23 protein-coding genes are annotated in these 24,115 nt (G+C 63.5%); 7 read left to right on the top strand and 16 right to left on the bottom strand.

Features of this window, described 5'->3' with window-relative positions; genetic code table 11:
• Positions 1-195: 195 nt before the first annotated feature.
• The 3 genes from FV234_RS08275 to FV234_RS08265 form a co-directional block, all read right to left on the bottom strand.
• On the bottom strand, positions 196-735 hold the full coding sequence (locus FV234_RS08275; RefSeq protein WP_147828691.1) for a hypothetical protein: 540 nt from the start codon (positions 733-735) through the stop codon (positions 196-198).
• Entirely contained in the window at positions 732-2,261 is a 1,530-nt protein-coding gene (locus tag FV234_RS08270; RefSeq protein ID WP_147828690.1) for an ADP-ribosylglycohydrolase family protein, read from the bottom strand. The genes FV234_RS08275 and FV234_RS08270 overlap by 4 nt, the downstream gene beginning before the upstream one ends.
• A gap of 115 nt (positions 2,262-2,376) precedes the next feature.
• Positions 2,377-2,970: a PAS domain-containing protein gene (locus FV234_RS08265; RefSeq protein ID WP_147828689.1), complete on the bottom strand. Its 594-nt coding sequence runs from the start codon at positions 2,968-2,970 to the stop codon at positions 2,377-2,379.
• Positions 2,971-3,652: 682 nt separating this feature from the next.
• On the opposite strand from FV234_RS08265, the gene FV234_RS08260 reads away from it, so the two are divergent.
• Positions 3,653-3,841 (top strand): hypothetical protein, encoded by a 189-nt coding sequence (locus FV234_RS08260; protein ID WP_147752118.1) that lies wholly within the window; start codon positions 3,653-3,655, stop codon positions 3,839-3,841.
• A 1,616-nt stretch (positions 3,842-5,457) separates the two neighbouring features.
• On the top strand, positions 5,458-5,931 hold the full coding sequence (locus tag FV234_RS08245) for an SRPBCC family protein (protein WP_147828688.1): 474 nt from the start codon (positions 5,458-5,460) through the stop codon (positions 5,929-5,931).
• Positions 5,932-5,999: 68 nt separating this feature from the next.
• On the opposite strand, the gene FV234_RS08240 is transcribed toward FV234_RS08245, so the two are convergent.
• Positions 6,000-6,563 (bottom strand): recombinase family protein, encoded by a 564-nt coding sequence (locus FV234_RS08240; protein ID WP_147765327.1) that lies wholly within the window; start codon positions 6,561-6,563, stop codon positions 6,000-6,002.
• A 1,006-nt stretch (positions 6,564-7,569) separates the two neighbouring features.
• Here FV234_RS08240 and FV234_RS08235 point away from each other — a divergent pair.
• Together FV234_RS08235 and FV234_RS08230 are read left to right on the top strand one after the other, a co-directional pair.
• Positions 7,570-8,787, top strand: a complete 1,218-nt coding sequence (locus FV234_RS08235) for a reverse transcriptase domain-containing protein (RefSeq protein WP_147828687.1) — start codon at positions 7,570-7,572, stop codon at positions 8,785-8,787.
• A 532-nt stretch (positions 8,788-9,319) separates the two neighbouring features.
• Complete coding sequence (locus tag FV234_RS08230) at positions 9,320-9,628, top strand: hypothetical protein (protein WP_147828686.1); 309 nt, start codon at positions 9,320-9,322, stop codon at positions 9,626-9,628.
• A 323-nt stretch (positions 9,629-9,951) separates the two neighbouring features.
• Here FV234_RS08230 and lpdA read toward each other — a convergent pair whose 3' ends face one another.
• The 7 genes from lpdA to FV234_RS08195 form a co-directional block, all read right to left on the bottom strand.
• A complete protein-coding gene (gene lpdA / locus FV234_RS08225) occupies positions 9,952-11,391 on the bottom strand; it encodes a dihydrolipoyl dehydrogenase (RefSeq protein WP_147828685.1) in 1,440 nt (479 codons plus the stop codon).
• 297 nt (positions 11,392-11,688) lie between these two features.
• Positions 11,689-12,582 (bottom strand): phytoene/squalene synthase family protein, encoded by an 894-nt coding sequence (locus FV234_RS08220; RefSeq protein WP_187273617.1) that lies wholly within the window; start codon positions 12,580-12,582, stop codon positions 11,689-11,691.
• Entirely contained in the window at positions 12,579-12,968 is a 390-nt protein-coding gene (locus FV234_RS08215; RefSeq protein ID WP_147753281.1) for an MTH938/NDUFAF3 family protein, read from the bottom strand. The genes FV234_RS08220 and FV234_RS08215 overlap by 4 nt, the downstream gene beginning before the upstream one ends.
• Before the next feature lies 1 nt (position 12,969).
• Positions 12,970-13,911 carry a protein translocase subunit SecF gene (gene secF / locus FV234_RS08210; RefSeq protein WP_147753280.1) on the bottom strand — a complete coding sequence of 314 codons (942 nt, stop codon included), beginning with the start codon at positions 13,909-13,911 and terminating at the stop codon, positions 12,970-12,972.
• Positions 13,912-13,984: 73 nt separating this feature from the next.
• Positions 13,985-15,592 (bottom strand): protein translocase subunit SecD, encoded by a 1,608-nt coding sequence (secD, locus tag FV234_RS08205; protein ID WP_147828683.1) that lies wholly within the window; start codon positions 15,590-15,592, stop codon positions 13,985-13,987.
• 164 nt (positions 15,593-15,756) lie between these two features.
• Positions 15,757-16,092, bottom strand: coding sequence for a preprotein translocase subunit YajC (yajC, locus tag FV234_RS08200; protein ID WP_147753278.1), 336 nt, complete (start codon positions 16,090-16,092; stop codon positions 15,757-15,759).
• A gap of 134 nt (positions 16,093-16,226) precedes the next feature.
• Complete coding sequence (locus tag FV234_RS08195) at positions 16,227-16,625, bottom strand: MAPEG family protein (protein WP_147828682.1); 399 nt, start codon at positions 16,623-16,625, stop codon at positions 16,227-16,229.
• Positions 16,626-16,756: 131 nt separating this feature from the next.
• Here FV234_RS08195 and FV234_RS08190 point away from each other — a divergent pair, with 131 nt between their 5' ends.
• The 3 genes from FV234_RS08190 (at position 16,757) to FV234_RS08180 (ending at position 18,534) form a co-directional block, all read left to right on the top strand.
• Entirely contained in the window at positions 16,757-17,632 is an 876-nt protein-coding gene (locus FV234_RS08190; RefSeq protein ID WP_147814911.1) for an ATP-binding protein, read from the top strand.
• Positions 17,633-17,751: 119 nt separating this feature from the next.
• Entirely contained in the window at positions 17,752-18,132 is a 381-nt protein-coding gene (locus tag FV234_RS08185) for a YidB family protein (protein WP_147753275.1), read from the top strand.
• A gap of 48 nt (positions 18,133-18,180) precedes the next feature.
• Entirely contained in the window at positions 18,181-18,534 is a 354-nt protein-coding gene (locus FV234_RS08180) for a YidB family protein (protein ID WP_147828681.1), read from the top strand.
• Between the two features lie 57 nt (positions 18,535-18,591).
• Here the strand turns inward: FV234_RS08180 and FV234_RS08175 are convergent, their stop codons facing one another.
• The 5 genes from FV234_RS08175 to serS form a co-directional block, all read right to left on the bottom strand.
• The gene (locus tag FV234_RS08175) at positions 18,592-20,034 is read right to left on the bottom strand and encodes a peptidoglycan DD-metalloendopeptidase family protein (RefSeq protein WP_147828680.1); all 1,443 of its coding nucleotides are present in this window, start codon (positions 20,032-20,034) and stop codon (positions 18,592-18,594) included.
• 164 nt (positions 20,035-20,198) lie between these two features.
• Positions 20,199-20,867, bottom strand: a complete 669-nt coding sequence (locus FV234_RS08170) for a protein-L-isoaspartate O-methyltransferase (RefSeq protein ID WP_147828679.1) — start codon at positions 20,865-20,867, stop codon at positions 20,199-20,201.
• The gene (locus FV234_RS08165) at positions 20,864-21,556 is read right to left on the bottom strand and encodes an alpha/beta hydrolase (RefSeq protein ID WP_147828678.1); all 693 of its coding nucleotides are present in this window, start codon (positions 21,554-21,556) and stop codon (positions 20,864-20,866) included. Before FV234_RS08165 ends, FV234_RS08170 begins: the two co-directional genes overlap by 4 nt.
• A gap of 122 nt (positions 21,557-21,678) precedes the next feature.
• The gene (surE, locus tag FV234_RS08160) at positions 21,679-22,443 is read right to left on the bottom strand and encodes a 5'/3'-nucleotidase SurE (RefSeq protein ID WP_147753270.1); all 765 of its coding nucleotides are present in this window, start codon (positions 22,441-22,443) and stop codon (positions 21,679-21,681) included.
• Positions 22,443-23,840: a serine--tRNA ligase gene (serS, locus tag FV234_RS08155; protein WP_147828677.1), complete on the bottom strand. Its 1,398-nt coding sequence runs from the start codon at positions 23,838-23,840 to the stop codon at positions 22,443-22,445. Before serS ends, surE begins: the two co-directional genes overlap by 1 nt.
• Positions 23,841-24,115: the final 275 nt, after the last annotated feature.

Raw genomic sequence — 24,115 nt, 5'->3', positions numbered from 1 at the left:
CTTATGGTATTGACTTCCACCTTCCACCCTCGAGAAAGAGAAAGTGTGATCACGGGTAAGGAATGAAACACAGGCCACGCTTAGAATCGCAATCCAACAATCATCCATAAGCAAGGATTTTTGTTTCTCCGAAGGGTGCGAAGCACGAGTCGTTGGTCATTGTTGCGACTATCCATTTTGAATGATAAAGAATATCTATGGGATAGTAATATTACTTGGTGACGCAGCGTTTTTCCGTGACAGGTGTTCCCTCGCCAAATGGATCGTCTGTGCACCATAGCCGGTTGGTAGAGCTCCTTCTAAAGTCTCTATGTATTTTCCATCCAGATCATAACGGATGGCATGATCTTCACCATAGTTTATCACCAGGAATGCCGGTGCCCCAAACCAAGGAATCTGCCCGCGCCAATCCACGCAATCCAAATCAATGATGCGTTTCGCCAGACCGTTCATAGCTTGCTGAACGAACGTGTCCTCGCCTTGAATAAGATCAAGGCGAAGTCGGAGAAGCTTGCCGATGCCGAACCAGCCCGCACTATTAATCTGCGTCGGGCTACTCCGTTCTGTCACAATGATCGCATGAGGTATGAAGGTCTCGGCATCGACTTGGTTCGTGCGTTGTCGCTGTGCTTTCTCGATCTCGCGTTCGATATCAAGCCGAGGCAAACCCGATCCTCGTCTGAGTTCATCACGGGCGAGGACCGTCCTACGGACTTCGGCGTCGTCATCCATCATCGCACGCTCCTTTCGAAGAGGTCGTTCCCTAGGGCTTCGATGTAGACGTTCCAGGCCAACGTTTTCCGCCACTGTTCGGGGATACCCGACCAACCGTAGATGGCGCCTGCGATCGATCCGGTGACGGCTCCCACGCTGTCGCTGTCGTCACCGAGGTTCACGGCCCGCAGAACGGTTTCCTCGAAGCTACCCGCCGACGCTGCTACGGCCCAGATCGAGGCTTCAAGCGTATCGACCACATACCCGCTGGATCGGATGTCATCGCGGTGCTTCCCTCGCCATGAACCGTCCGCGATCCTTTGAACCTTCTCCGTGTATGGGCCTTGGGGTGCGTTCAGGACCTCACTGAGGGGCTTTCCCTGAATCGCCCGCGCAAGGATGACCGCTAGGGCCTCGGACCCGTCACAGGGCTCGGGAGCGGGGTGTGTGGTAGCGGATTGCTGACGTGCCGCATCCCGAAGCTTCGCCGGATTGTTCCAGTAGCGGATAGCCACCGGGGCAAGGCGCATGATCGAACCGTTACCTCCGTTGCGAGGGTCAGCGGATGCCCCATGAATGTCGTCGGTCTCGCGGTATTCCCTCAGACTCGAAACTGTGGCGTTCCCGATATCGAAGCACGTGCCGGTGCATGAGTTCTCACCCTCTTCGAACCATCGGCAAAACCGTTCGAGCAAGTCGCGTTCGTCAAGGCCATCGCAGGCAATCAAACTGTCAGCGAGGCAGAGCGCCATGGAGGTATCATCCGTCCACTGCCCGGCCTTGAGGTTGAACGGACCACCGCCGACCATGTCCGTCATCGGAGGATAGGTGTCGCGTTTGGAAAACTCGATCGTCGTCCCGATTGCGTCCCCAACGGCGAGACCGACCAAGGCACCAAGGGCACGATCACGGATGGCGTCGATCGTCGTGGCTGGCATCCGTTCTGGTATCATCCGTTGCCGTAAAATGTGCTGTTCCTGGGCCTCGGTCTCGATCGCGCCTGGACGAGCCTCACGAACGATCCTGATGGCTTCGGCAGGATCGGCACCTAGCTCGGTTAGAAGTCTCGCCGCGATGGTGCCGGAACGTCCCAAACCGCCTTTACAGAACACCGTAATGGAGAAGCCGTTGCGCAGGACGGAGCGTAGGCCCTCACCGACCGTCACCCACGATGCTTCGAACGCTTCTGTAGGGGTCGAAACGTCCGGGATCGGCAGGTGAATCCACGTCAGGCCAAGCCGCCGGCATTCCTCACCGATTGCCTCGACCTGCAACGTTTCGATCTCGGGAGTCTCAATGAGGGAGACAACCGTGCTCGCTCCCCACTCTGATATCGCTTCCAAGTCGGTTCGGAGGTCGCGCGCCCATGATCCGGTTGCAGCGTCGGCCTGAACCTTCCCCGGACAGAACGTTATACCGATATTCCCGAGACCCTTACCGGCAAATATCGCGTCGATTCGAATAGGATGCGTTATACTAGTGCGGCCCTTGTTTCTGCTATGCGATCCGAAAACTGCAAACGCCGGGTTAAATCCATCTTTGTCCATTTTTGTTGTCTCCGGTCATGATTATACCACAGACAACGAGGTGGAGATAGATTGACGCAACTAGTCGCTACAGTGTGCAGAAGTTAGGATTGGCTTTAAATCATCTAAGAATATATCAATGTATCCCATGCCCACCCAGTTTATCAGTCAGGATTTCTGAATCATCAGGCAATGTTGCGGCGATTTGGCGACCCAACTCAAATAAAAGGTTCTCGAATAGCGGACGAAGTCGATCCCAATCATCAGAGCCAACGCCGCCGGACATTTCCCAGGCGTCCACAATCCGGTCGGCCATACGCTCCAAAGGCGGCCCTCCCCCGTCCGCAGCGAGAAATGCTGCCGATCCAGGGCCAGTATCGTGAACGCGCGTATCGGTCATGTCGATTACGACGCCACTCCCGCGAACTCGACCGTTTGCGTCCCGAACGAACTGACCTCTAGCCAGTATCCAACGAACCTCTCCTGCCGGAGTCACAACGCGGTGCTCCCAAGCGAAAGCGCCTCCATCTTCTCGGACGCGGCGTCGGTGGGCGGTGTCTGCGTCACGATCATCCGGATGAAACATAGACAGCATTTGAGATAGCGTAATGCCATCGGCCATTTCTTCCGGCGGCAGACCGAATAGGTGAGCCATGACGGCATCGCCTCGGATAAGATTCGCCTCAACATCATCCTCCCAACGGCCGATCGCGACAGGGGCGAAGAGCATTGAGGGGACTTGAACGGCCTCAGTTTGAAACCTTTTTGGCATATGCCCTTTTGATCCATCGCCAGCGGGCGCCCCACAGCATTATTTTCTATCCCCCGCGTCCAATCCATCCTACCTATCAAAAGGCTCGGGGCAATGGCGAAGTTACGATGGGCCAACGCGATGATGATGATGACCGGATATTCCGGTCAAGATTACCGAAGAAAGCCGTAGGGGCGGAGGAACGCGCGCGGACACTTTTAACGTTGCAGCGGATTGCTTCGACAATCGGGGTTCCGGTAGTAGATTTCTTCAAGCCTACCCTCGACCAAGATAAGGACAGCGCCGAGCCCGAGGAGGAAAATCAAGGGTGATGAGTGCGGCGCTTACAGATCGGCCCTGTGGTGTTAATATAAGAATAGTTGTTGAAGCGAAATAACCCACGATTTAAGAATCTGATATTTGTTCGGTAATATGCGTTACTTGGTGATTAAAATCTTATAGACGGTTCCGGCCCTTTTGGGGAGCATTTGAACGTTCTTCGGAACCTGGGAAAGTCCGCCTTCGGGCGATTGACTTACTTCCGCTTCCGACCCTTCGCAGACCTCCCAAGAGAAGTTCGAAAGGCTGGCGTGAGTTGGCATATTCGCCTTCCAACGGCGGCACCTCGGCCATAGTCGAGTGTGATCTACGATCCGGCCTCGTGGCGGGCAAGTTCTTGACCGATCTGAAACAACAGAAGGCGCATGAGAGACCGCATTTCGGGCGTGCCGTGTTGCTCGATAATCTCGTGCGCTCTGAGGTAAAGATCAGCTATCGCGTTGAGCTTATTTATCTTTTTCACAGTCCTGCCCGTTTCCTGTTTCGCCAGTCCCGCCAGAGTAATAACTGATGGCTCTGCCGCCATGCGGGGCATTTAGGCAACACCGAGCACTCCGACGTGATTTGATTGTGACCAACCGCTCCGTTAGGATGGGTTGTGCGCAACCTGGGGGCGGTGATGGCGACCGACGATACGACATCCGGTGGACTGAGGCAGACCAAAGCCACACTCAAACGGCTCGCTCAGGCTTTGGACTGTCCTACCGAGGTCTTTTGCGGTCTAGTTTCGCATCAAATCCAAGAGACCAGCGAACTACTTACTCTCTGGCTTGCGATCGAAAACCCGGAAGGTCGAGCAACAGTAATGTCAGTTTTGCGAGCGGAGGCAGACAGGACGACGACACTTGACGGAGATAACATGCGGCTCTCAAGTGCCCCGCTATCTCTCGTGTGCGCGGCACAGAAGCCTGATAAGACCTCGTAGACGTAGTCTGAACAATGCCTAAGTATCAAACGATACCCTGGTTCTGACGAGGCAGTGCCATCAGGTGTCCGGCGGGTCCGGCGTCAAAGGTTCGCCTATTCCAAGGCCGGTATCATCAGGCGGACCTGATGCCACTGCAAACTCCACAGTGGGCGACGATCGGCGGACTCTACGTGAGCGCAGAGGGCCACTGATGACGCTCTATATGCCTGCAACCGCCGCTATGGTCGTGAGAGCGTAGGCATCCCGTCGGCCGGGCGAGTCGAAGATCGTTGGTGGTCCATCGAGTTCGAAATGCGGTGGTCCCGCGACACGACCACGTTGGTAAACTGCCAACGACAAGGCAAGTCCACGATTATGTCAGTCGTGACAGCATCAATGAGTTTATCAAAGATATTATGTAATATTTTAGATCAACGGAATCCAAGTCGTCGAATAAAGTAGTCAGATCTGACATCCAGCCCGATTGGTTCTTTCGATACGAACGGACGAACTGATTGGAACAAGAGCATTGCCCCTACTGCCATCAATGATCCAGCTACCGGTACTAGTAAAATCGCGAATACGGGCGATCGATACCATAGGAAGATTGCACAGATGATGCTACCGACAACAGAGGCCGCAATGATACGAAACGTGCAACATTCCGACGGTTCCACAGCGGCCTCCTAACGTATGCTCAACCAACCAGAGGTTGTTGTAGCTTGGCCGTTACATAGGCTCAACCGGGGTGCGTAGTGTGGCTTCCCCGGCACTAGGATTGAGAAGGCGATAGACCGAAGCCCGAGATACGTTCAGTGCCCGGGCGATGGCCGTTCCACCCATGTCCGACGCCGCAAGTTTCCTCGCACGGTCAGCGTCGATCGTTGGTTTGCCACTCTTCAATGCTCTTTCGGTCTCGACCTAGGCATACCCTCAGCCTGACGCTCACGGTGATCAATAAGCGGTGTTCCCTCTATTGATTCGATAGAACTGCATCCGGGAACAGCCGAGGGCTTTTGCAATCGCCGCCGGGCCATCACCGGCCGCCTTCATTCCGATAGCCACACATGAAAGTGATACGCTCCGCGTTTAAGGGCGCATTTTGCTCGGGATTGAATCGCATCCGTATACGCGATGCATATGGTAAAGTTTAGATCGCGCGCTAGCTTAATCTTCGGCGTGTTTATCCGCGTCAAAGAAGACTTGTGAGGAAACGCTAAATGCGCAAAACCATTATCTCTGCCGCGGCTCTGGTCGCGGTCCTCATCACGCCTGCTTTCGCGCTAGAAGTGACGAAGAGCACCATGGTCGCGGCCTCACCTGATGCGGTGTGGAAGACCATCGGTGGCTTCTGTGGGATCGGCGGTTGGCACCCGGTCGTTGAGACGTGCGCTTTGTCTAAAAACTCCGGAAAAGAGCAACGAACCCTGCATCTCAAGGGTGGTGGACTTCTCGTCGAGCAAGAGCAGGCCCGCGACGATAAGAAGATGAGCTACACCTACACGATCATGTCTGGACCGTTACCGGTGGAAGACTACAAGTCCACGATTATGGTCGAGAAGGAAGGTAGCGGTTCCAAGGTCACCTGGACCGGCTCGTTCAAAGCTAAGGGCGCCCCCGACGATAAGGCGAAGGAGGCCATCGCTGGCGTGTACGATGCCGGCTTGAAGGGCATTGCCGCCAAGGCGAAGTGAGAAGTGAGCCGAAGCGAGGGATTCAGATCAGCCCTCGCTTCGGCTTTCCGCTTTCATTGCATCCACGCTCATTGAGACTGTGGTGCGCTTTCGCCTCCGATGATCCGATACACCTGCATGCGGGAACAGCCGAGAGCCTTCGCAATCGCCGCAGGACCATCACCAGCCGCCTTCATCGCAAGAACCTTGTCCCGGTCCAGCCGACGCTTACCGCCCGTATAGACACCCTTCGCCTTGGCAGCCTCGATACCCTCGCGTTGACGTTCGAGGATGAAGCGCCGTTCCATCTGACTGACCATGCCAAGGACGGTCAGAACGATCCGGCCGCTCTCGCCTCGGGTGGACACGTGAGGATCAAGGACGGTGAGGAAAGCGCCACGCTGATCAAGCTCGTGGACGATGTTGAGAACGTCACGGGTATCGCGCCCGAGTCTGTCCGCCCGCAAAACGCAAAGCTCGTCGCCTTCGCGGATGAAATCGAGGATCGCCGCCAGTTCGGTGCGCCCTTCCCGTGATGCACCTGACACCTTTTCGGAACGGATCGGCTGACACCCTTCGGCCTTAAGCCGTGCGATCTGAATATCGAGGCTTTGGTCTTCTGCACTGCATCTCGCGTAACCGATCCTCGCCAAATGTCACCTCCGGGTCTAGACCCAGGGACAATGCCGTAACATCACAGCTAAGGCAAGCCTGATGTTACGCTTGCGCTTAGGGAGTGATCGGGCGCCTGTTACGTCACTCCACGGTGCACCCTGATGAAGCGGCTTACCTCGTGAGTGGGCCTTCCAGAGATTGTCGCGGCAGATACCGTTTGACCCGGGGAGGGCGATGGCATCTCAAAGAGGTTGTCTCGCCTAACCGTCTCGGATCGGTTTACCCTAACCGTCTCGGATCGGTTTACTCCATGAAGGCACGCTGGGGGCGCCGAACCTGCTGGACCATGCCGCGACCTTCATAGGCATGGAGACAAACTAAGAGTCCTCACTGCCTCCCGAAGCTCCTTTACAAGATCGGTCGCTTTGCCGATTATGTCCGGGCACGACTCCAATCGGTCCTTCGGCTGCAAAGGGTTCTCAGCATCGCATTTCGATTTGGCGGATCAACGTATCTCCCATGGAGGTATCGATCCCGCTAGGTGCGGCAGCAACGGCTACGGCGTCGGTATCTCCGAATGCTAGTGGTCGGCATCGTGAAGCAAAGCACGTTGCGGCACAGTCACGATCGAGACGCAGGCCTTCTTCCCACACTAAACTAGGGAAGGCTGATATGCTTATTGAGGGCTTGGGGCAGTTGGGCGGCCGGAAGCGGGGAGCTCCTTATCGGCGCTATTCGTGGTCGCTTGGGCTTGCGGTTTGCGGTGTACTAAGTTATAGTGCATTGGAGGAAGCTTGCACTTCGACCGGCAGGCCTGCGTTCGAACAATCGGAACGCGGTGCTTGTGGCAGGCTGTCTTTCCAAGTGCGGATCAACGTATCTCCCATGGAGGTATCGATCCCGCTAGGTGCGGCAGCAACGGCTACGGCGTCGGTATCTCCGAATGCTAGTGGTCGGCATCGTGAAGCAAAGCACGTTGCGGCTCAGGCCGCCTGTCAAGTGGGACTAAGCTAATGACAGGCGGCAGACTGCACCTACTGATACATGACTCGCTCGAAGTTTGACGGATTCGTCAACCAAGAGGCTATACGCCTTGCTTGGAATGACTTCTGGAAGCGTAGTCAGAGTCAAAAAGCGGCAGGTGTTGATGGTGTAACGCCGTCAAGATTCAACCTCCATCTCGACGCTAATCTGAACCGTATACATCGCGATCTTAGGAGTGGTTATTCATTCCAAGCTCTTCGACCTGTGGCTATCGAAAAGTCAAACGGGTCTAAGCGCATCATCTGTATCGCAACTGTTCGAGATAGAGTAGTTCAAAGATTGTTGGCTAATCATCTGAATAGCCAAGCGCATGAGCTTGGGATAATGAATGACTTAAGTTATGGCTTTGTCAAGTCTGGGCCGGGACGGCTTCGAGGCGTTCAAGCAGCGCGTGAAGCCGCCATTGCCGGTCGTCAAGTCAGTCAATGGGCCTACAAGACAGACATAGTATCGTTCTTCGACCGTATCAAACGTGACCGTTTGATCGACTTGACGGTAAGAACGCTGAGAGCACCAAGTTTCAGACGAATACTTTCTGGGGTGATTTCGTGCGAAATAGATGAGTCAGATGCGGCAATAAAAAGATTAATAGTCAGTAGCGGTATAATACGTGGCGAAGGTCTTCGACAGGGTATGCCATTGTCGCCACTCTTGTCCAATGTTGCGCTTAGTTTGTTCGACTATCGTATCGCGCAACGAGGCTACAAGATGATCCGTTATGCCGACGATCTGATCGTCCTATCCGATAGCTATGAACAATGCGTCGAGATTGACGCCTATGTTAGAACTCTTTTGAGCGATATAGGCCACAGCATTCCTCAGATAGGCATAGGTAGCAAAACTCAGATTGCGGAGCCGGGCCAACCTATCGACTTTTTAGGACTTGCATTAGCCAGATCAAGTTCCGGGAGTTACGAACTTTTGTTGACCGTTGAGCAGATCGAGAAGGTGGCTCGAATCATTGGCGATTACAGGGATGTGGAACGGCTCTTGCGGGAAGGATTAACCTTTCCGAGGCTGGGCAATAAGCTAGATAACATGATTGGAGGATATCTTGCTGCATACTCCACCGCGCAGAACATTGATACTCTGGATGCGTTGATGAAGGAGCGCAAGCGTTTCGTTATTCGCGGTATTTTAAGTAAAATATTCGGCGAAGATAGCGTGAGAAAGCTTACAAAACAATCTCTGATGTTCATGGACATCAATATGGACTAACGCTCGTGCGGACATTGCCTAGGACTGTAGTTGATGGCGTACGCATCTAAGTTCATAAACGCCGAATCAATATTGCGGAAACATACCCATAGACCGCGCCAGCATAATCAGCGTGGGCGTCTCGTATCGCCGGCCGACTGATGCAACTCTATGACCAGTGATGGCGTCGCGTAGGCGTTCCTCGATACCAGCACCAAGCGCACGCGTCTTCCAGGTATGTCGCCACCCGTGGTTCGGAGACAGACACGCATCGAGGCTGACGGTCTCGCGAATCCACTGAGCGATCTTTAGGCCCTTTATCTCACCCGGTGGGGTTCCAGACCCTTTTCGATGTCGCTTGGGGTCATAGAAGAGCGGACCGGGCGACGCCGCTTGAACGAAGGCCTGGATTCCTTGTTCGATCAGGGTAGCGTCCTAGTGGTCGAAATCTGACGGATGGTACCCATGCTCCGGGTCCGAATCGATGTATTTGTCCAAGTCTCTGTGGGATCGCCCTTTCTAAGAGAAGGCGTGCTATCCTTTGGAGGCAAGTATGAGTGAGTATCCCCGTCCAGCGACTTCTAAAGATGTATTCTTCGGAGCAATCTGGGTTATTCTAGCCATCTATATTGATGGTATTGCGATCTGGACGTGGCTTTTCTGGCAAGACCAGACCCTCGACCCGTCCCGTCTCTTAGCTTTGATGATGACCGTGCCCATGTTTGTGGTTGGCCTCGGAACAATCTCCAAGTGGCTTAAGGGAGAGTGGTTCGAGGAAATCCCGATGACGGGCCGTAAGGAGGGCAGCCCACCTTCGGATAATACCAACCATCATGGTGGCGGTGATCCTCCACAAAGCTGACCTTCCGTTTTCCTTTCTTCTCAAATGTTCATAATGGGTACCGCCGTCATATATCCATCACCGGGGACGGTTGGCTGGTCACCGACGTGGGTCAGCCTACCTTTCACCCATAACGGATCGATCGTTCGTTACCGTCAGCTATGGCCGATTCCTGAGCGAACCGAGGCTTTTGACGCTCGAACAAACCATGAAAATCCGGTCACAAACTGGTCACACTGAGGGGCGGAAATCAGTGTGACCGGACCGTTTTCATCATTGCGAGAAGCACCGACCTACGCTAGCGTCAGTGTCCCTAAAGCCTTGAAAGGACGATCGTTTCTAGCCTACGTATGGATCACCTTCCCATAAGCATCCAGCACGCTCTCATGCATCATCTCTGACAGCGTCGGGTGCGGGAAGACCGTGTGCATCAGGTCTTCCTCGGTGGTCTCGAGGTTCATGGCGACGACGTAGCCCTGGATCAGCTCGGTCACCTCGGCGCCGACCATGTGGGCGCCCAGCAGCTGGCCGGTCTTGGCGTCGAACACCGTCTTGATCAGCCCGTCCGGCTCGCCGAGCGCGATCGCCTTGCCGTTGCCGGCGAAGGGGAAGCGGCCGACCTTGACGGCAAAGCCCTGCTCCTTGGCCTTGGCCTCGGTGAGGCCGACGGAGGCGATCTGCGGCTGGCAGTAGGTGCAGCCGGGGATCTTCGCCTTGTCCATCGGGTGGGTGTGCAGGCCCTTGATCGTCTCGATGCAGATCACGCCCTCGTGCTCGGCCTTGTGGGCGAGCATCGGCGGGCCGGCGACGTCGCCGATGGCGTAGAGGCCGGGCACGTTGGTGCGCCCTAACCCGTCGGTGACGACGATGCCGCGCTCGATGGCGACCCCGAGCTTCTCCAGCCCGAGGTTCTCGATGTTGCCGACGACGCCCACCGCCGAGATCAGCTTTTCGGCCGTGATCTGCTGCACCTTGCCGTCGCCGCCCTCGATGGTGGCGGTGACGGAGTCGACGCCCTTCTCGACCTTCGTCACCTTGGCGCCGGTGAGGATCTTGATGCCCTGCTTCTCGAAGCGCTTGCGGGCGATGGCCGCGATCTCGGGATCCTCCACCGGCAGGATCTGCGGCAGCAGCTCCACCACCGTCACCGCCGCGCCCATGGTGGCGTAGAACGAGGCGAACTCGATGCCGATCGCGCCCGAGCCCATCACCAGGAGCGACTTCGGCATCGTCTCCGGCACCATCGCCTCGTAGTAGGTCCAGATCTGCTTCTTGTCGGGCTCGATGCCGGGGATCGCGCGCGGCCGCGCGCCGGTGGCGACGATGATGTGCTTGGCCGAGTAGGTGCCGGCGGCGAGCGCCCCCTTCGGCGCGGGGGCGCGGGTGGTCTCCTTCACCGTCACCTGGCCGGCGCCGTTGCCCTTGGCGACGGAATCGACCGTGGCCTCGCCCCAGATCACGTCGACCTTGTTCTTCTTCAGCAGGTGCCCGACGCCGCCGTTCAGCTTCGACGAGACCCCGCGCGAGCGCTTCACGATCGCCGCGGTGTCGAACGAGACCTCCTTGGCGGAGAGCCCGTAATCGGAGGCGTGCTGCATGTAGTGGTAGATCTCGGCCGAGCGCAGCAGCGCCTTGGTCGGGATGCAGCCCCAGTTCAGGCAGATGCCGCCGAGGTGCTCCCGGTCCACCACCGCGGTCTTGAACCCGAGCTGCGCCGCACGGATCGCGGTGACGTAGCCGCCGGGGCCGGCGCCGATGATGAGCACGTCGTAGGTGTCGGCCATGAGCGTCTGGTTTTTTCCCTGGAGCGTCTTGGAGAGGAACGTAGACGAGGAATCTGCGGGCGCCAACGCGGGGCGGCGGCGGGGGGGTTACATCAGCGACCTCTCGCTGGGCAGGGGGAGCGCGGGTCCCTTCTCCCGCCGATCTCGGGCTTGCCCGAGATCGGCTATTCTGGTGTCCAAATCGGGCAAGCCCGACTTGGATTGGGAGAAGGACAAGATGAGGGGCGAAACTCGTCCTGAGAGGTCACGCCCCTCACCCCGACCCTCTCCCCCTGGGAGAGGGGGCCGGTCGGCGCCCTACCCGGCCGCGCGCGATCCCCGCCACAGCCGCCACAGGCGGCGCCAGCGGGCGGTCTCGATCGGCGTGTTGAGGGGGTCGTAGCCCGGGCGCTCCATGGCGGCGAGGTAGCCCTCGACCAGGGCGAGCGGCAGGAAGGCGGCGCGGGCCGTGGGCAGGATCGTCGCCCTCTCGGCCTCGTAGGCGGCCAGGTGCCGGCGGGCGTCGGCGCGCAGGTCCGCGCAGGCGCCGCGCAAGCCCGGCCCGCCGCGGCCGGTGACGATGTCCTCGCGGGTGACGCCGTGGGCGCGGAACACGTCGGCCGGCAGGTAGACCTGGCCGCCGCGGGCGTGCCACGGCAGCGCCCGCAGCAGCCCGGTGATGCCGTAGGCCACGCCCGCATGGCCCGCGGCGGCGGCACCGCCCGGCTCCGCGCCGTCGCACAGGATCAGGCTGGCGAGCCGGAACAACGCCGAAGCGGTCTCGCCGCAATAGCCCTCCAGGTCGTTCAGCCGGGGCATCGGGTCGTCGTAGAGGTCGAAGACGCGGGCGTCGATCAGGTCGACGAAGGGCTGGCGCCCGAGGCGGCGGGCGACGATCGCGTCGAGGAGGGCGGCGGCCACGGGGTTGGCCTTCACGTCGCCGCGGGCCTCGCCCTGGAGCGCGTCGCGCCACCATTGCAGGCGGATCTCGCCGGCCATCGGGTTCGAGGCGGCCTCGCGCACCCGCGCGATCGTCAGGCTGAAGGCGTAGAGGGCGAAGAGGTGCGGGCGGGCGCCTTGCGGCGCGAACAGGGTCGCGAAGTAGCGGTCCGGGTCGCCGGCGCGGACGAGGTCCTCGCAATGGCGGAAGGCGAAGGCGAGGCCGCCGAGCCCATCCTCTCGAGCGTCCGCCCGATCCGGCGCGTCGCTCACGCGACCGCGATCAGGGCCGCCGCCACCTTGCGGTTCTCCGCCACCAGGATGTTGTACGTGCGCGCCGCCGCGCCGGTCTGCATCACGTCGAGACCGATCCGGTTGTCCTTGAGCCATGCCCGAAGATCGGGTGGCAGCGGCACGATGTCGAGGCCCGTGCCGACGAGCAGCAGCTCGATCTCCGCCGATTCGGCCTGAACCGGGCGCAACGCGGTGCGGTCGATCGCCCTCCCCTCCGTCACGGCCCAGGCGCGGACGCCCGAGGGCAGCGCCAGGATCGAGCCGCGGTGCGACATCTCGCCGAAGCGGAAGCCGCCGTTGCCGTAGGCGTCGATGAGGTGGCGGCCGGGCAGGAAACCCTGCTCGAAGCCGTCGAGCTCGGCCATCCTACTCCGCAGCCTGCGGCAGGCGCCCGCGGGCGGCCTGGGCCTTGGTGCCCGAGAGCATCAGACCGAGATAAATGAGACTGGGTGTGGAAACGAAGATGGCAGAGTAAGTGCAAATCACAACGCCACAGAGCATCACCACCGCGAACCCGCGGATCGCCTCGCCGCCGAACAGCACCAGCGCCAGCAGCGACAGGAAGGCCGAGACCGAGGTCATCACCGTGCGCGACATGGTCGAGTTGATCGACAGGTTGAGCAGCTCGTCGGTGGGAATGGTCTTGTACCGGCGCATCAGCTCGCGGGTCCGGTCGAACACCACCACGGTCTCGTTCAGCGAGTAGCCGACGATGGTGAGGATCGCCGCGATCGAGGTCATGTTGAACTCGATGCGGGTGATGATGAACACGCCCATGGTCAGCACGATGTCGTGCAGCGTGCCGACGATGGCGCCGAGCGCCAGCTCGCGCTCGAAGCGGAACCACAGATAGAGCAGCACCGCGACGACCGAGAGCACGACGCCGAGGGTGCCCGACTGCACCAGCTCGCCCGAGACGCGGGGGCCGACGGTCTCGGTGCGGCGGAACTCGTAATCCTTGTCGAAGGCGCCGTGCGCCTTGTTCATCACCGCGGTCTGGCCCTGCTCGCCGGGCTGCAGCGGCAGGCGCACCAGCACGGTGCCCTGGTTGCCGAGCTCCTGCACCTCGGGCTCGCCGAAGCCGAAGCCGGCGGCTGTGTGGCGGATCTCGCCGACGTCGGCGGTGCCCGACTTCGCCTGCAGCTCGACCAGCGTGCCGCCCTTGAAGTCGATGCCGTAGTTCAGGCCGACGGTGAGGAACAGCACCACGGTCGCCACCGACAGGATCGCCGAGAGCGGGAAGCTCACGCGACGGAAGCGCATGAAGTCGAAGTGCGACTCATCGGGCCAGAGGCGAAGCAGGCGCATTTTCAAAGGACCTTACGGTCGGGAAGCGACGATCGGCTCCCCTGAACGGACGACGTGCGGAGCGGCGACGATCTCAGAACGGCAGGGCTTTGGGCCGGAACGACTTGTACCATACCGCGATCATCATCCGCGTCAGCGTCACCGCGGTGATGACGGTGGTGAGGATGCCGAGGATGAACACCACGGCAAAACCCTTCACCGGGCCGGAGCCGAGGAAGAACAGGATCAGCGCGGCAATCGCCATGGTCGAGTTCGAGTCGATGATGGTCGCGAACGCCCGGTCGAAGCCGGCCTGCAGCGCGGAGACGAGGGAGCGCCCGGCGCGATGCTCCTCGCGCATGCGCTCGTAGATCAGCACGTTGGAATCCACCGCCGTGCCGATGGTGAGCACGATGCCGGCGATGCCGGGCAGCGTCATGGTGGCCTCGAGCACCGACATCAGGCCGAGGATGAGCCCGACGTGGACGATGAGGGCGATGTTCGCGATGAAGCCGAAGGTGCCGTAGGTCAGGAACATGAAGGCGACGACGAGGAGCCCGGCGACGCCGGTGGCGATCTTGCCGGCGCGGATCGAGTCGCTGCCGAGACCCGGCCCGACGACCCGGCGCTCGACCACGGTGAACTTCGCCGGCAGCGCGCCGGCGCGCAGCAGGATCGACAGGTCGTTGGCCTGCTGCACCGAGAAGTTGCCGGTGATCTGGCCGGAGCCGCCGGTGATCGCGCTGCGGATCACCGGAGCCGAGACCACCTCGTTGTCGAGCACGATCGCCATGCGGCGCCCGACGTTCTCCGAGGTCGCCTGGCCGAAGCGCTGGGCGCCCTTCAGGTTGAACTTGAAGCTCACCATCGGCTCGTGGGTCTGCTGGTCGAAGGCCGGCTGCGCGTCGGTGAGGTCGCCGCCGTCGGCCATGACGCGACGCTCCACCGCCACCTTGGCGCCGCGCTCGTCGCGCGAGGGAAGCATGTCCACGTCGCCGGCCGGGTTGTCGGAGATCATCCGGAACTCGAGCTTGGCGGTCTTTCCGAGCAGCGCCTCCAGGCGCTCCGGGTCCTGCAGGCCGGGAACCTGGATCAGGATGCGGTCGGCGCCCTGCTGCTGGATCGAGGGCTCCAGCGTGCCGGTCGAGTCGAGGCGGCGGCGGATGACCTCGATGCCCTGGGTCACGGCGCGGCGGGTGCGCTCGTTGATGCCCGCATCGGTGAGGGCGAGGCGGATCAGGCCGTCGGGCTGCTCGTTGATGTCGAGGGTGCGGCCGCCGGTCTGGCCGACGAGCGGGTTCGAGATCGGCTGCGCCAGCTCCTGCAGCTTCGGCATCACCTTGGCACGCGCCGCCGCGTCGGCGATGCGGACCTGGACGCCGCGCTGGAGGATGCCGATGCCGCCATCCGCCCGCACGTTCTCGCGCTGAAGCACGCCGCGGACCTCGTCGCGCAGTCCCTTGGCCTGGGAGGCGACGAGCTCGGTCTGGTCGACCTCCAGCAGCAGCTGCGAGCCGCCCTGCAGGTCGAGGCCGAGGACGATCGCACGGCTCGGCACGATCCAGGCCGGGAACCAGCCCGGCAGCGCGGCCATGAAGCCCTTGCGCTGGTCGGCCGAGAAGAAGCTCGGGACCGCGAGGCTTAGGCCGATCAGGATGGCGACGAGGGTCGCGATGATCTTGGTACGGGAAAAGCGCAACATCCGCCGACTCTGTTTTCTGCAGTCCTGCCGGGGACTTGCCGCGGCATCCTGATCCCGCGGGTCTGAAGCCTGTCCCGGTCGCGACGCGATCGGGAACGGCTCCGAGCTGTTGCCGTGCCGAGGTCTCCAACGCCGAACCGGGACTCGCTTCGGCGGAGAGCGCCCTAGGCGGCCTTGACCGGCCCGCCCTTGACGCGGACCTCGGAGATCATGGTGCGCACCACCTTGACCCGGACGTTCGGCGCGATCTCCACCTCGATCTCGGAGGCTTCGTCCATCACCTTCACGACCCGGCCGACGAGGCCGCCGTTGGTGACGATCGTGTCGTCGCGGCGGACGTTCTTGACCAGGGCCTGATGATCCTTGACCCGCCTTTGCTGCGGCCGCAGGATCAAGAAATACATGATCACGAAGATGAGGACGAAAGGAACCACCTGCAAGGCGATCTCGGCTCCGCCGGCAACGGTGCCGGCCCCTTGCGCGAAGGCGGGGGTGATCAAGCGCGTCTCCTCATGTGACATCAGGCACGAGCGCGCCTGTCGAAAGCGTCGCCGGGCCTGTCTGAAAGCGCGCGGACTATAGCCAGGGGCGTCCCGAAAGCAACGCCGGGCGGCCCCCAGGTCTCAGATCGCGCTCAGATCGCGTGGATGATCAGCAGGATCGCCGCCACGAGCGTCACCAGCAGCGTGGCGATGATGCCGCCGCCGCGGCAGGTGAACTGGCGCGGCGAGTTCTCCGGCGCAAGCATGCCGACGGGATGCAGCAGGCGCGCGACGAGCAGAATCGTCAGCAGTGGCACCACGATCCAGTGCCGGGTCCCGCCGGCCTCAAGGAGGGCGACGAGGCCCAGCGCCATCGGCACGTATTCGGAGAAGTTGCCGTGCGAGCGGATGCGCCGCTGCAGCGTGTCCTTGCCGCCGTCGCCCAGGAGGACGTTGCCTCTCACGCGCCCGCCCATCACCCAGGCGGAGAGGCCGATGAAGAGCAGGCCGAGCAGGCCGGCGAACAGGGCGGTGGTGGCTGGGAAGATCAAAGGTCGGCTCCGGTCGAGGTCGCGCCAACAACGCGGGTCGGCCCGCGACGTTGCAGCCGGCCCCCTGGTTGCAGCAAGGACTTTGCGCGCGTAGGCCCGGGCGATCCGCGGCCCACCCGAACCCATTGGCCATGACACAAGCGACCACCCTGGACACGCTGCTCCCCCTATTGGAGCGCATCGCGACCGCCCTCGAGCGCGCCGCCCCGCCCGCGCGGGTCGAGGCCGACATGAGCGCGGCCGACGCCTTCCTGTGGGGACCGGAGCGCCGTCTGATCCCGGTGCCGCGGGTGAATCGCGTCGAGATGGGGCTGCTCACCGGCATCGATCGGGCGCGCGACACGCTGGCCGAGAACACCGAGCGCTTCGCGCGCGGGCTGCCTGCCAACAACGCGCTGCTCTGGGGCGCCCGCGGCATGGGCAAGTCGTCGCTGGTCAAGGCGGTGCACGCCGAGATCAACGCCCGCCGCGCCGCAGGCGCTTTGCCGATGAAGCTCGTCGAGATCCACCGCGAGGATATCGAGGCGCTGCCCGACCTGATGGCGACTTTGCGCCCCGACCCGCATCGCTGGGTGGTGTTCTGCGACGACCTCTCGTTCGACGGCGACGACACCTCGTACAAGTCGCTCAAGACGGCGCTCGACGGCGGCATCGAGGGGCGGCCCGGCAACGTGCTGTTCTACGCCACCTCCAACCGGCGGCATCTGCTCGCCCGCGAGATGGTCGAAAACGAGCGCTCCACCGCGATCAACCCCGGCGAGGCGGTGGAGGAGAAGGTCTCGCTCTCGGACCGCTTCGGCCTCTGGCTCGGGTTCCACAAGTGCAGCCAGGACGAGTACCTGGCGATGATCCACGCCTACGCCGAGCGCTACGCGCTGCCGGTGGAGCCCGACGCGCTGAGGGCCGAGGCGCTGGAATGGGCGACCACCCGCGGGTCGCGCTCCGGCCGCACGGCCTTCCAATTCATCCAGGACCTCGCCGGACGTCTCGGCCGCACCCTCGACTGAGCGCTATTCTTTTTCGCTTCGTCGCCGCAGGTGCTTGTCGTGTGTCGCCTGCGCCCGAGCTTGCATCCTCGATGCTCTCCGCCTTCCGGCGGACGGCTGTTGGGGGATGGGCTGACGTCATGGGGTTGTTCGACATGTTCCGGGACGCGCTCGCTCGCGCCGAGGCACGCATTGATGCTATCGGCGGAGACGGGCTGCCGATGGCCTTCGCCAAGATCCACCCCGGCGGCCTTCCGGCCTTCCTCGACAGGCTCCGCGAGGCCGGCCACGGCGCGGCGGTCTCCTCCTGGCTCGGATCGGGCGCCAACGTCGCCCTGCCCGCGGGCGCCTACGCCGCCTTGCTCTCGCCGGAGGCGCTGACGCGCTTCGCCGCCGATCTCGGCGTCCCGGAGGCCCGGGTGCCCACGGCCCTGGCCGAGTTCCTGCCCGGCGCCGTCGACCGGCAGAGCCGGGACGGCACCCTTGCGCCGCAGCGGCAATTCTCGACGCAGGTGGCCTGATCCCTGCTGCCGGCTAGAGTGCGCGCGATTCGGCGAGGAGCCTGAGCGATGAGCCTGTTCGACACCCTGAAGAACGCCCTCGACGGTAGCCTTGGCCAGGCCGCCATCGAGGCGCTACCCTCGATAATCGAGCGTGTGCTGCCGGGCGGCCTCCAGGGCCTTCTGAGCCAGCTCCAGAATTCGGGCTACGCCGCCCAGGTGAATTCCTGGCTCGGCCGCGGCGCGAACGAGCCGATCACGGCGGAGGACCTGCGCAAGGTGATGGACAACGAGCAGGTCCGCCGGATCGCAGACAAGCTCGGCATCCCGACCGACCAGGTCCTGGCGGTGCTGGCGAAGGTGCTCCCCGCGGCGGTCGATCACCACAGCCCCAACGGGACGCTCCAGACGCCGAGCAGCTGAAACGGAAAAAGGCGGCCCTCGCGGGCCGCCCTCCGACTTGGTGCAGAGGCCTGACGCTCAGTTGCTCGCGAGCTGCGACATCGGATCGATCGGTGCGCCGCTCTTGCGGATCTCGAAATGCAGCTGGGGCGAGGTCACGTTGCCGGACGCGCCGGACTTGGCGATCGTCTGGCCGCGCTTCACCTTCTCGCCGGGCTTCACGTCGAGCTCGCCGTTGTGGGCGTAGGCCGACACGTAGCCGTTGGCATGGCGCACCAGCACGAGCTTGCCGTAGCCCTTCACGTCCGAGCCGGCATAGGCGACGGTGCCGTCCTCGGCGGCCTTCACCGACGTGCCCTCGGGCACCGCGATGTTGATGCCCTCGTTGCCGGAGGAGCCGTAGCCCGAGATCACCCGGCCCTTGGCGGGCCAGCGGAAGGTCTGGTCCGCCGCCGCGGCGGCGACCGAGCCGGTGCTGGCGGGCTCGACCTTCGCGGTCGCGACGGCCTTCGCCGGCTCCGGCTTGGCGGCAACCTTCTCCGACGCGGCCTTGTCCGAAGCCACCTTGTCGGCGGCGGCCTTCTCGGACGCCGCCTTGGTGGCCTTGGCCTCGGCGACCTTCTTCGCCGCGTCCTTGGCGGCATCCGCCTTGGCCTGCTTGGCCTCGGCCTCGGTCTTGCGCGCGGCTTCTGCCTTCACGTCGGCCTTGGTGTCCGTCTTGGCGTCGGGCTTCGCGTCGGCCTTGGCGACCTGGCCGGGGCGGACATGGTGCTTCTTAGCGTCCGCCTCCTTGGCGGCGACCTCCTTGCGGGCCTTCTCATCGGCGCGCTTGTCGGCGAGCTTCTTGGCCTCGGCCTCCTTCTGCGCCTCCTTGGCCGCTTCCTTGCGCTTGGCCTCGGCCTTCGCCGCGTCTTTGGCGTCATCCTGGCGCTTGGTCTCGGCGGCCTTGATCCGCTCCGAGGGGGCGGCGGGAACGGCCCGCGCCGTCATCGGGGCCGCCGCCGGGTTCATGCCCGAGGCGCTGTAGACCGGGATGACGAGCTGGCGGCCGGGCGTCACCTGGCTCGCGTTGGTCAAGCCGTTGGCCGACAGGATCGCCGAGGCCGGCACGCCGAAGCGCGTCGACATCTGATTGAGGCTGTCGTTCGGGGCGACGGTGATGGTGGTGCCGCCCTGCGCGTTCCAGCCGGGGTTGCCGGTGGAGGCGACGCGGGTGGTCTGCGCCATCGGCTGGGTCGGCACGCGGGCGGCCACCGGGCCGGGCCGGGGCGAGATCGCCATCGGTGCGCCGAGCGCCTCGGACTGGATCCGGCCGGTGCGGATCGGCGGCGCCGACGGCATGTCCGGCAGGCTCCCCGTCGCCGCCGGCTCGCTCGCCATGTTCGAGGCGAACGGATTTGTGAAGGGGTTGTCGAGACGCGATGCGTCCGACGAGCAGGCGGCGGCACCGCTGCCGATAACTCCGATGAGAGCGAAGCGCGACAGCGTCTTCATCCTCCGACCAGTCCCGCGAACCCGCATCGACGCACCCGTTTGCCTGACGCAACTTGATGAGCCCATGAAAGCCGGATTCAGGTTAAACAACCGTTCCCGTTCACCACGTTCACGGCCGCGCGAGCACCATTTCACTCTTCGAATCGCCGCTTAGGAATGCTTACCGTCATCGTGGCGGTGAACGGGTTTGGTTAAAGCGCGACCGCCCGCCCCGGCACCAGCGGCGCGAGGCGCAGCCGCGGTCCCGGCTCGATGGCGAGGCCCTGCCCGCGCGGCTCGGCCACCATCAGCCCGCCTTCCGATCCGGCGACGAGGCGCCCGCCCGGGTTCAGCGCCGCGCCCCAGCCGGGCGGGGGCGCCGACACGGCGCCGTTGACGAGGATGCGGTCGAATCCGCCCTCTTCCATCTCGGCGAGGCCATCGCCCTGGACGATCCGGACCCGTCCGCCGAGGTTCGCGCGCGCCTGGGCCACCAGCGTCGCGTAGCGCTCCAGGCTCGTCACGGCCTCGGCGCCGAGCTGCAGCAGCAGCGCCGTGACGTAGCCGGACCCGGTGCCGATCTCGAGGATGCGCATCCCCGCCTCGACCCTCAGCAGCGCCAGCATCGTCGCCACCGTGCTCGGAGCGGTCATCGCCGCCCCGCAGGGCAGCGGCAGCGGCAGGTCGCGCCGGGCGAGGTGTCGGTACGCGGCAGGCGCGAAGGCTGCCCGCGGCACCTGCTCCATTGCCCGCAGCACCGCCGTGTCGCGGGTGCCGCGCCCGCGAAGCGCCAGCACGAAGGCCGCATTCTCGATCGCCCCGCCGAGGCCGTCATGGCCGCTTAGCCCCGCGCCGTCGCGTTCGTCGTCCGGCCCGGTCATGGTGGCAGGTCGCGGAGCCAGGCGAGGATCAGCGCCGCCAGGGCGTCCGGCGCCTCGATCGGCAGCATGTGGCCGGCCTCCGCGACGACCGCCATCGTTGCGCCCCTGATGCCGTCACGCAGCTCCTCCGATTCTGCGACGCTGCGCAGGCGATCGCGGCCCGCAGCGATCACCAGGGCCGGGCAGGTGATGGCGCCGAGCCGGCCCTCGTCGCCGACGCGTTGCAGCCGGGACTGGCGCAGGAAGGTCTCGCGCCCGAGGCGCCGCCCCATCGCGCGGATGCGCTCGATCAGCGCCGCGTCGCCGGCTCGGTCGGGGTGCACCGAGGCGGCGGCCGCCGCCCGGCTCAGGCCTCCGAACCCCCCGGCCTCGACGCCCTCGATCGCGAGGCGCTTGGCCACCGCCTGCTGCCGGGAGTCGGAGCGCGATGAGGTCGCGACCAGGACCAGCCCGCGCACCCGCTCCGGCGCGAGCCGCGTCGCCTCGCGGGCGACGTAGCCGCCCATCGAGAACCCGACGAGCACGAAGCGCGGCGGCGCCTCGGCGAGCAGCCGCCGCGCCATCTCGGGGATCGTATCGTCGTGGGCGAGGCTCGCGTGGTGGATCGGGCCGGCCGGCGCCAGCGCCTCGGCCATGTCGTCCCACAGGCTGGCGTCGGCCATGTAGCCGGGGATGAGGACGAGGCTCATGGGGAAGGGAGCTCCGCTTTGGGACGTGACCGCTCCGCCGGGTCGATCGGCCTGCTCCCCGTCCCTCCACCGCAGGATGAGGGCGAGGGACGGGAAGAACACCGTCGGAGCTTACGGAGGACCTACTCCGCGAAAGCCTGCGCGAAGCGCGTCAGCGTCGGCTCGTCGGTGAGGTCGAGGCGCAACGGCGTCACCGAGATGCGCTTCTCGGCGATGGCCTTGAGGTCGGAGCCGTTGCCCGGCTCGAACCGCGCCTTGGCGAAGGCGAGCCAGAAATACGGGTTGCCGCGCCCGTCGGTGCGCGCGTCGATGGCGAGCAGCGCCTGGTTGCGCTGGCCCTGCGCCGCCACCGCGATGCCGGCGACCTCGTCGGGCTCGCAATCGGGGAAGTTGACGTTGATCACGATGCCCGGCTCGATCCCGGTCTCCAGGATCTTCTTCACGACGATCGGGCCGTGGTGGGCGGCGCATTGCCATTTCAGGTTCCCGCGGCCGCCGATCCCGTAGGCCTGGGACATGGCGATCGAGCGCACGTTGAGGATCGTGCCCTCCATCGCGGCGGCGATGGTGCCGGAATAGGTCACGTCCTCGGCGACGTTCTGGCCGCGGTTGACCCCCGACAGCACGAGGTCCGGGCCGTGGTCGGCCAGGATGTGGCGCACGCCGAGGATCACGCAATCGGACGGCGTGCCCTTCACCGCGAAGCGCTTCTCGGAGATGTGGCGCAAGCGCAGCGGGTCGTTCAGCGACAGCGAGTGCGAGACGCCGGACTGGTCGGTCTCGGGCGCCACCACCCAGACGTCGTCGGACAGCGTCCGGGCGATACCCTCCAGCGTTTCCAGGCCCGGCGCGTGGATGCCGTCGTCGTTGGTGACGAGAATGCGCATTACGTGGCCTGCCCTTCGATCCGGTTGAGGCCGCCCATGTAGGGCGCGAGCGCGGACGGGATCGTGACGCTGCCGTCCGGGTTCTGGTAGTTCTCCATCACCGCGATCAGCGCGCGGCCGACCGCGACGCCCGATCCGTTCAGGGTATGCACGAAGGCGGGCTTGCCGTCCTTACGGTGCCGGGCGTTCATCCGTCGCGCCTGAAAATCGCCGCAGACCGAGCAGGACGAGATCTCGCGGAACGTCTTCTGCCCCGGCATCCAGACCTCGATGTCGTAGGTCTTCTGGCTGGCGAAGCCCATGTCGCCGGTGCAGAGCGTCATCGTGCGGAACGGCAGGTCGAGCTTCTTCAGCACGGCCTCCGCACAGGACAGCATGCGCTCGTGCTCCTCGGTCGACTTCTCGGGCGCGGTGATCGAGACCAGCTCGACCTTGTTGAACTGGTGCTGCCGCAGCATCCCGCGGGTGTCGCGCCCCGCCGCCCCGGCCTCCGCGCGGAAGCAGGGCGTGAGGGCGGTGAAGCGCAGGGGCAGTTCGTCCTCGGCGAGGATGGATTCGCGAACGAGGTTGGTGAGCGGGACTTCGGCTGTGGGGATGAGCCAACGCGAACTTTGATCGATCCAGTCCTGTACGCCGGATGATATGAAGTCGGTGGCCTTCCGTCCGTCGTCCGCAGTCGCGATTAGCGAACCGACACTTCTACGAAGATCTTCGATCGTAGAGCCATCGTTGACAGCAAACTGATCATCTCGAAATTTCGGCAACTGCGCTGTACCGAACATCGCTTCGTCGCGCACCAGGATCGGTGGCGCTACCTCGAGATAGCCGTGCTCCTGCGTGTGTAGGTCGAGCATGAACTGACCCAGCGCCCGCTCCAGTCGGGCGATCTGGCCCTTAAGCACCACGAAGCGCGAGCCGGAGATCCTGGTGGCGGCCTCGAAGTCCATCAGGCCGAGCGACTCGCCGAGTTCGAAGTGCTGGCGGCCCTCAGGCAGTTCCGCGCGGGCGGAGGCGAAGCGGCGGTACTCGACGTTGCCGTGCTCGTCGGCGCCCTCGGGCACGTCGGCTTTCGGGAGGTTCGGGATTGCGGCAAGCCGGTCGTCGAGGGTCTTGGCGGCCTCGGTCTGCGCCTTCTCGAGCGTCGGCGCGGCCTCCTTCAGGCCGGCGACCTCGGCCATCAATTCGGCCGCACGGGCCTCGTCCTTCGCCTTCTTGGCCGCGCCGATCTCCTTGGCGCGGGCGTTGCGGCGCTCCTGGTTCTCCTGCGCCGCCGAGACGGCCGCCTTGCGGGCGTCGTCCAGCGCGATCAGCTCGGCCGAAAGCGGGCCGAGGCCGCGACGGGAAAGGTCGCGGTCGAAGGCTTCCGGGTTGTCCCGGATGGCGCGGATGTCGTGCATGGGCTGGCTCGGGTCGTGCGGACGGGCACGCTTTGCAGCATCGCTCCGCGCGCGACAAGGCTGCGGCGGGCGAAGGAGCGCCCGCGCGTCCGTACTGGGCGCGATCCAGGCTGCGTCCGGTCAGGGGATCGAAACGTGGCGTTTCGCGGCGCCCGCTGCCGAAACCCACCCCCTCATTCCGGGGCGCCGGAGGCGAGCCCGAAATCCAGACTCGCAGGTCGAGATCGCGCCTGGCACCGTCGGCGGCTCTGGACCCCGGGCTCTGCTGCGCAGCC

Source organism: Methylobacterium sp. WL8, assembly GCF_008040045.1.
Taxonomy (GTDB): domain Bacteria; phylum Pseudomonadota; class Alphaproteobacteria; order Rhizobiales; family Beijerinckiaceae; genus Methylobacterium; species Methylobacterium cerastii.
This window is presented reverse-complemented; position numbering and strand designations above follow the sequence as displayed.

Coding starts and splice junctions, on each gene's coding strand:
- FV234_RS08235 (WP_147828687.1), top strand. CDS start 7,570: ATGACTCGCTCGAAGTTTGACGGATTCGTCAACCAAGAGGCTATACGC.
- surE (WP_147753270.1), bottom strand. CDS start 22,443: ATGCGCATTCTCGTCACCAACGACGACGGCATCCACGCGCCGGGCCTG.
- FV234_RS08270 (WP_147828690.1), bottom strand. CDS start 2,261: ATGGACAAAGATGGATTTAACCCGGCGTTTGCAGTTTTCGGATCGCAT.
- secF (WP_147753280.1), bottom strand. CDS start 13,911: ATGCGCCTGCTTCGCCTCTGGCCCGATGAGTCGCACTTCGACTTCATG.
- FV234_RS08180 (WP_147828681.1), top strand. CDS start 18,181: ATGAGCCTGTTCGACACCCTGAAGAACGCCCTCGACGGTAGCCTTGGC.
- FV234_RS08190 (WP_147814911.1), top strand. CDS start 16,757: ATGACACAAGCGACCACCCTGGACACGCTGCTCCCCCTATTGGAGCGC.
- FV234_RS08185 (WP_147753275.1), top strand. CDS start 17,752: ATGGGGTTGTTCGACATGTTCCGGGACGCGCTCGCTCGCGCCGAGGCA.
- FV234_RS08265 (WP_147828689.1), bottom strand. CDS start 2,970: ATGCTCTTCGCCCCTGTCGCGATCGGCCGTTGGGAGGATGATGTTGAG.
- FV234_RS08175 (WP_147828680.1), bottom strand. CDS start 20,034: ATGCGGGTTCGCGGGACTGGTCGGAGGATGAAGACGCTGTCGCGCTTC.
- FV234_RS08215 (WP_147753281.1), bottom strand. CDS start 12,968: ATGGCCGAGCTCGACGGCTTCGAGCAGGGTTTCCTGCCCGGCCGCCAC.
- FV234_RS08245 (WP_147828688.1), top strand. CDS start 5,458: ATGCGCAAAACCATTATCTCTGCCGCGGCTCTGGTCGCGGTCCTCATC.
- FV234_RS08275 (WP_147828691.1), bottom strand. CDS start 735: ATGATGGATGACGACGCCGAAGTCCGTAGGACGGTCCTCGCCCGTGAT.
- lpdA (WP_147828685.1), bottom strand. CDS start 11,391: ATGGCCGACACCTACGACGTGCTCATCATCGGCGCCGGCCCCGGCGGC.
- FV234_RS08165 (WP_147828678.1), bottom strand. CDS start 21,556: ATGAGCCTCGTCCTCATCCCCGGCTACATGGCCGACGCCAGCCTGTGG.
- FV234_RS08170 (WP_147828679.1), bottom strand. CDS start 20,867: ATGACCGGGCCGGACGACGAACGCGACGGCGCGGGGCTAAGCGGCCAT.
- serS (WP_147828677.1), bottom strand. CDS start 23,840: ATGCACGACATCCGCGCCATCCGGGACAACCCGGAAGCCTTCGACCGC.
- secD (WP_147828683.1), bottom strand. CDS start 15,592: ATGTTGCGCTTTTCCCGTACCAAGATCATCGCGACCCTCGTCGCCATC.
- FV234_RS08230 (WP_147828686.1), top strand. CDS start 9,320: ATGAGTGAGTATCCCCGTCCAGCGACTTCTAAAGATGTATTCTTCGGA.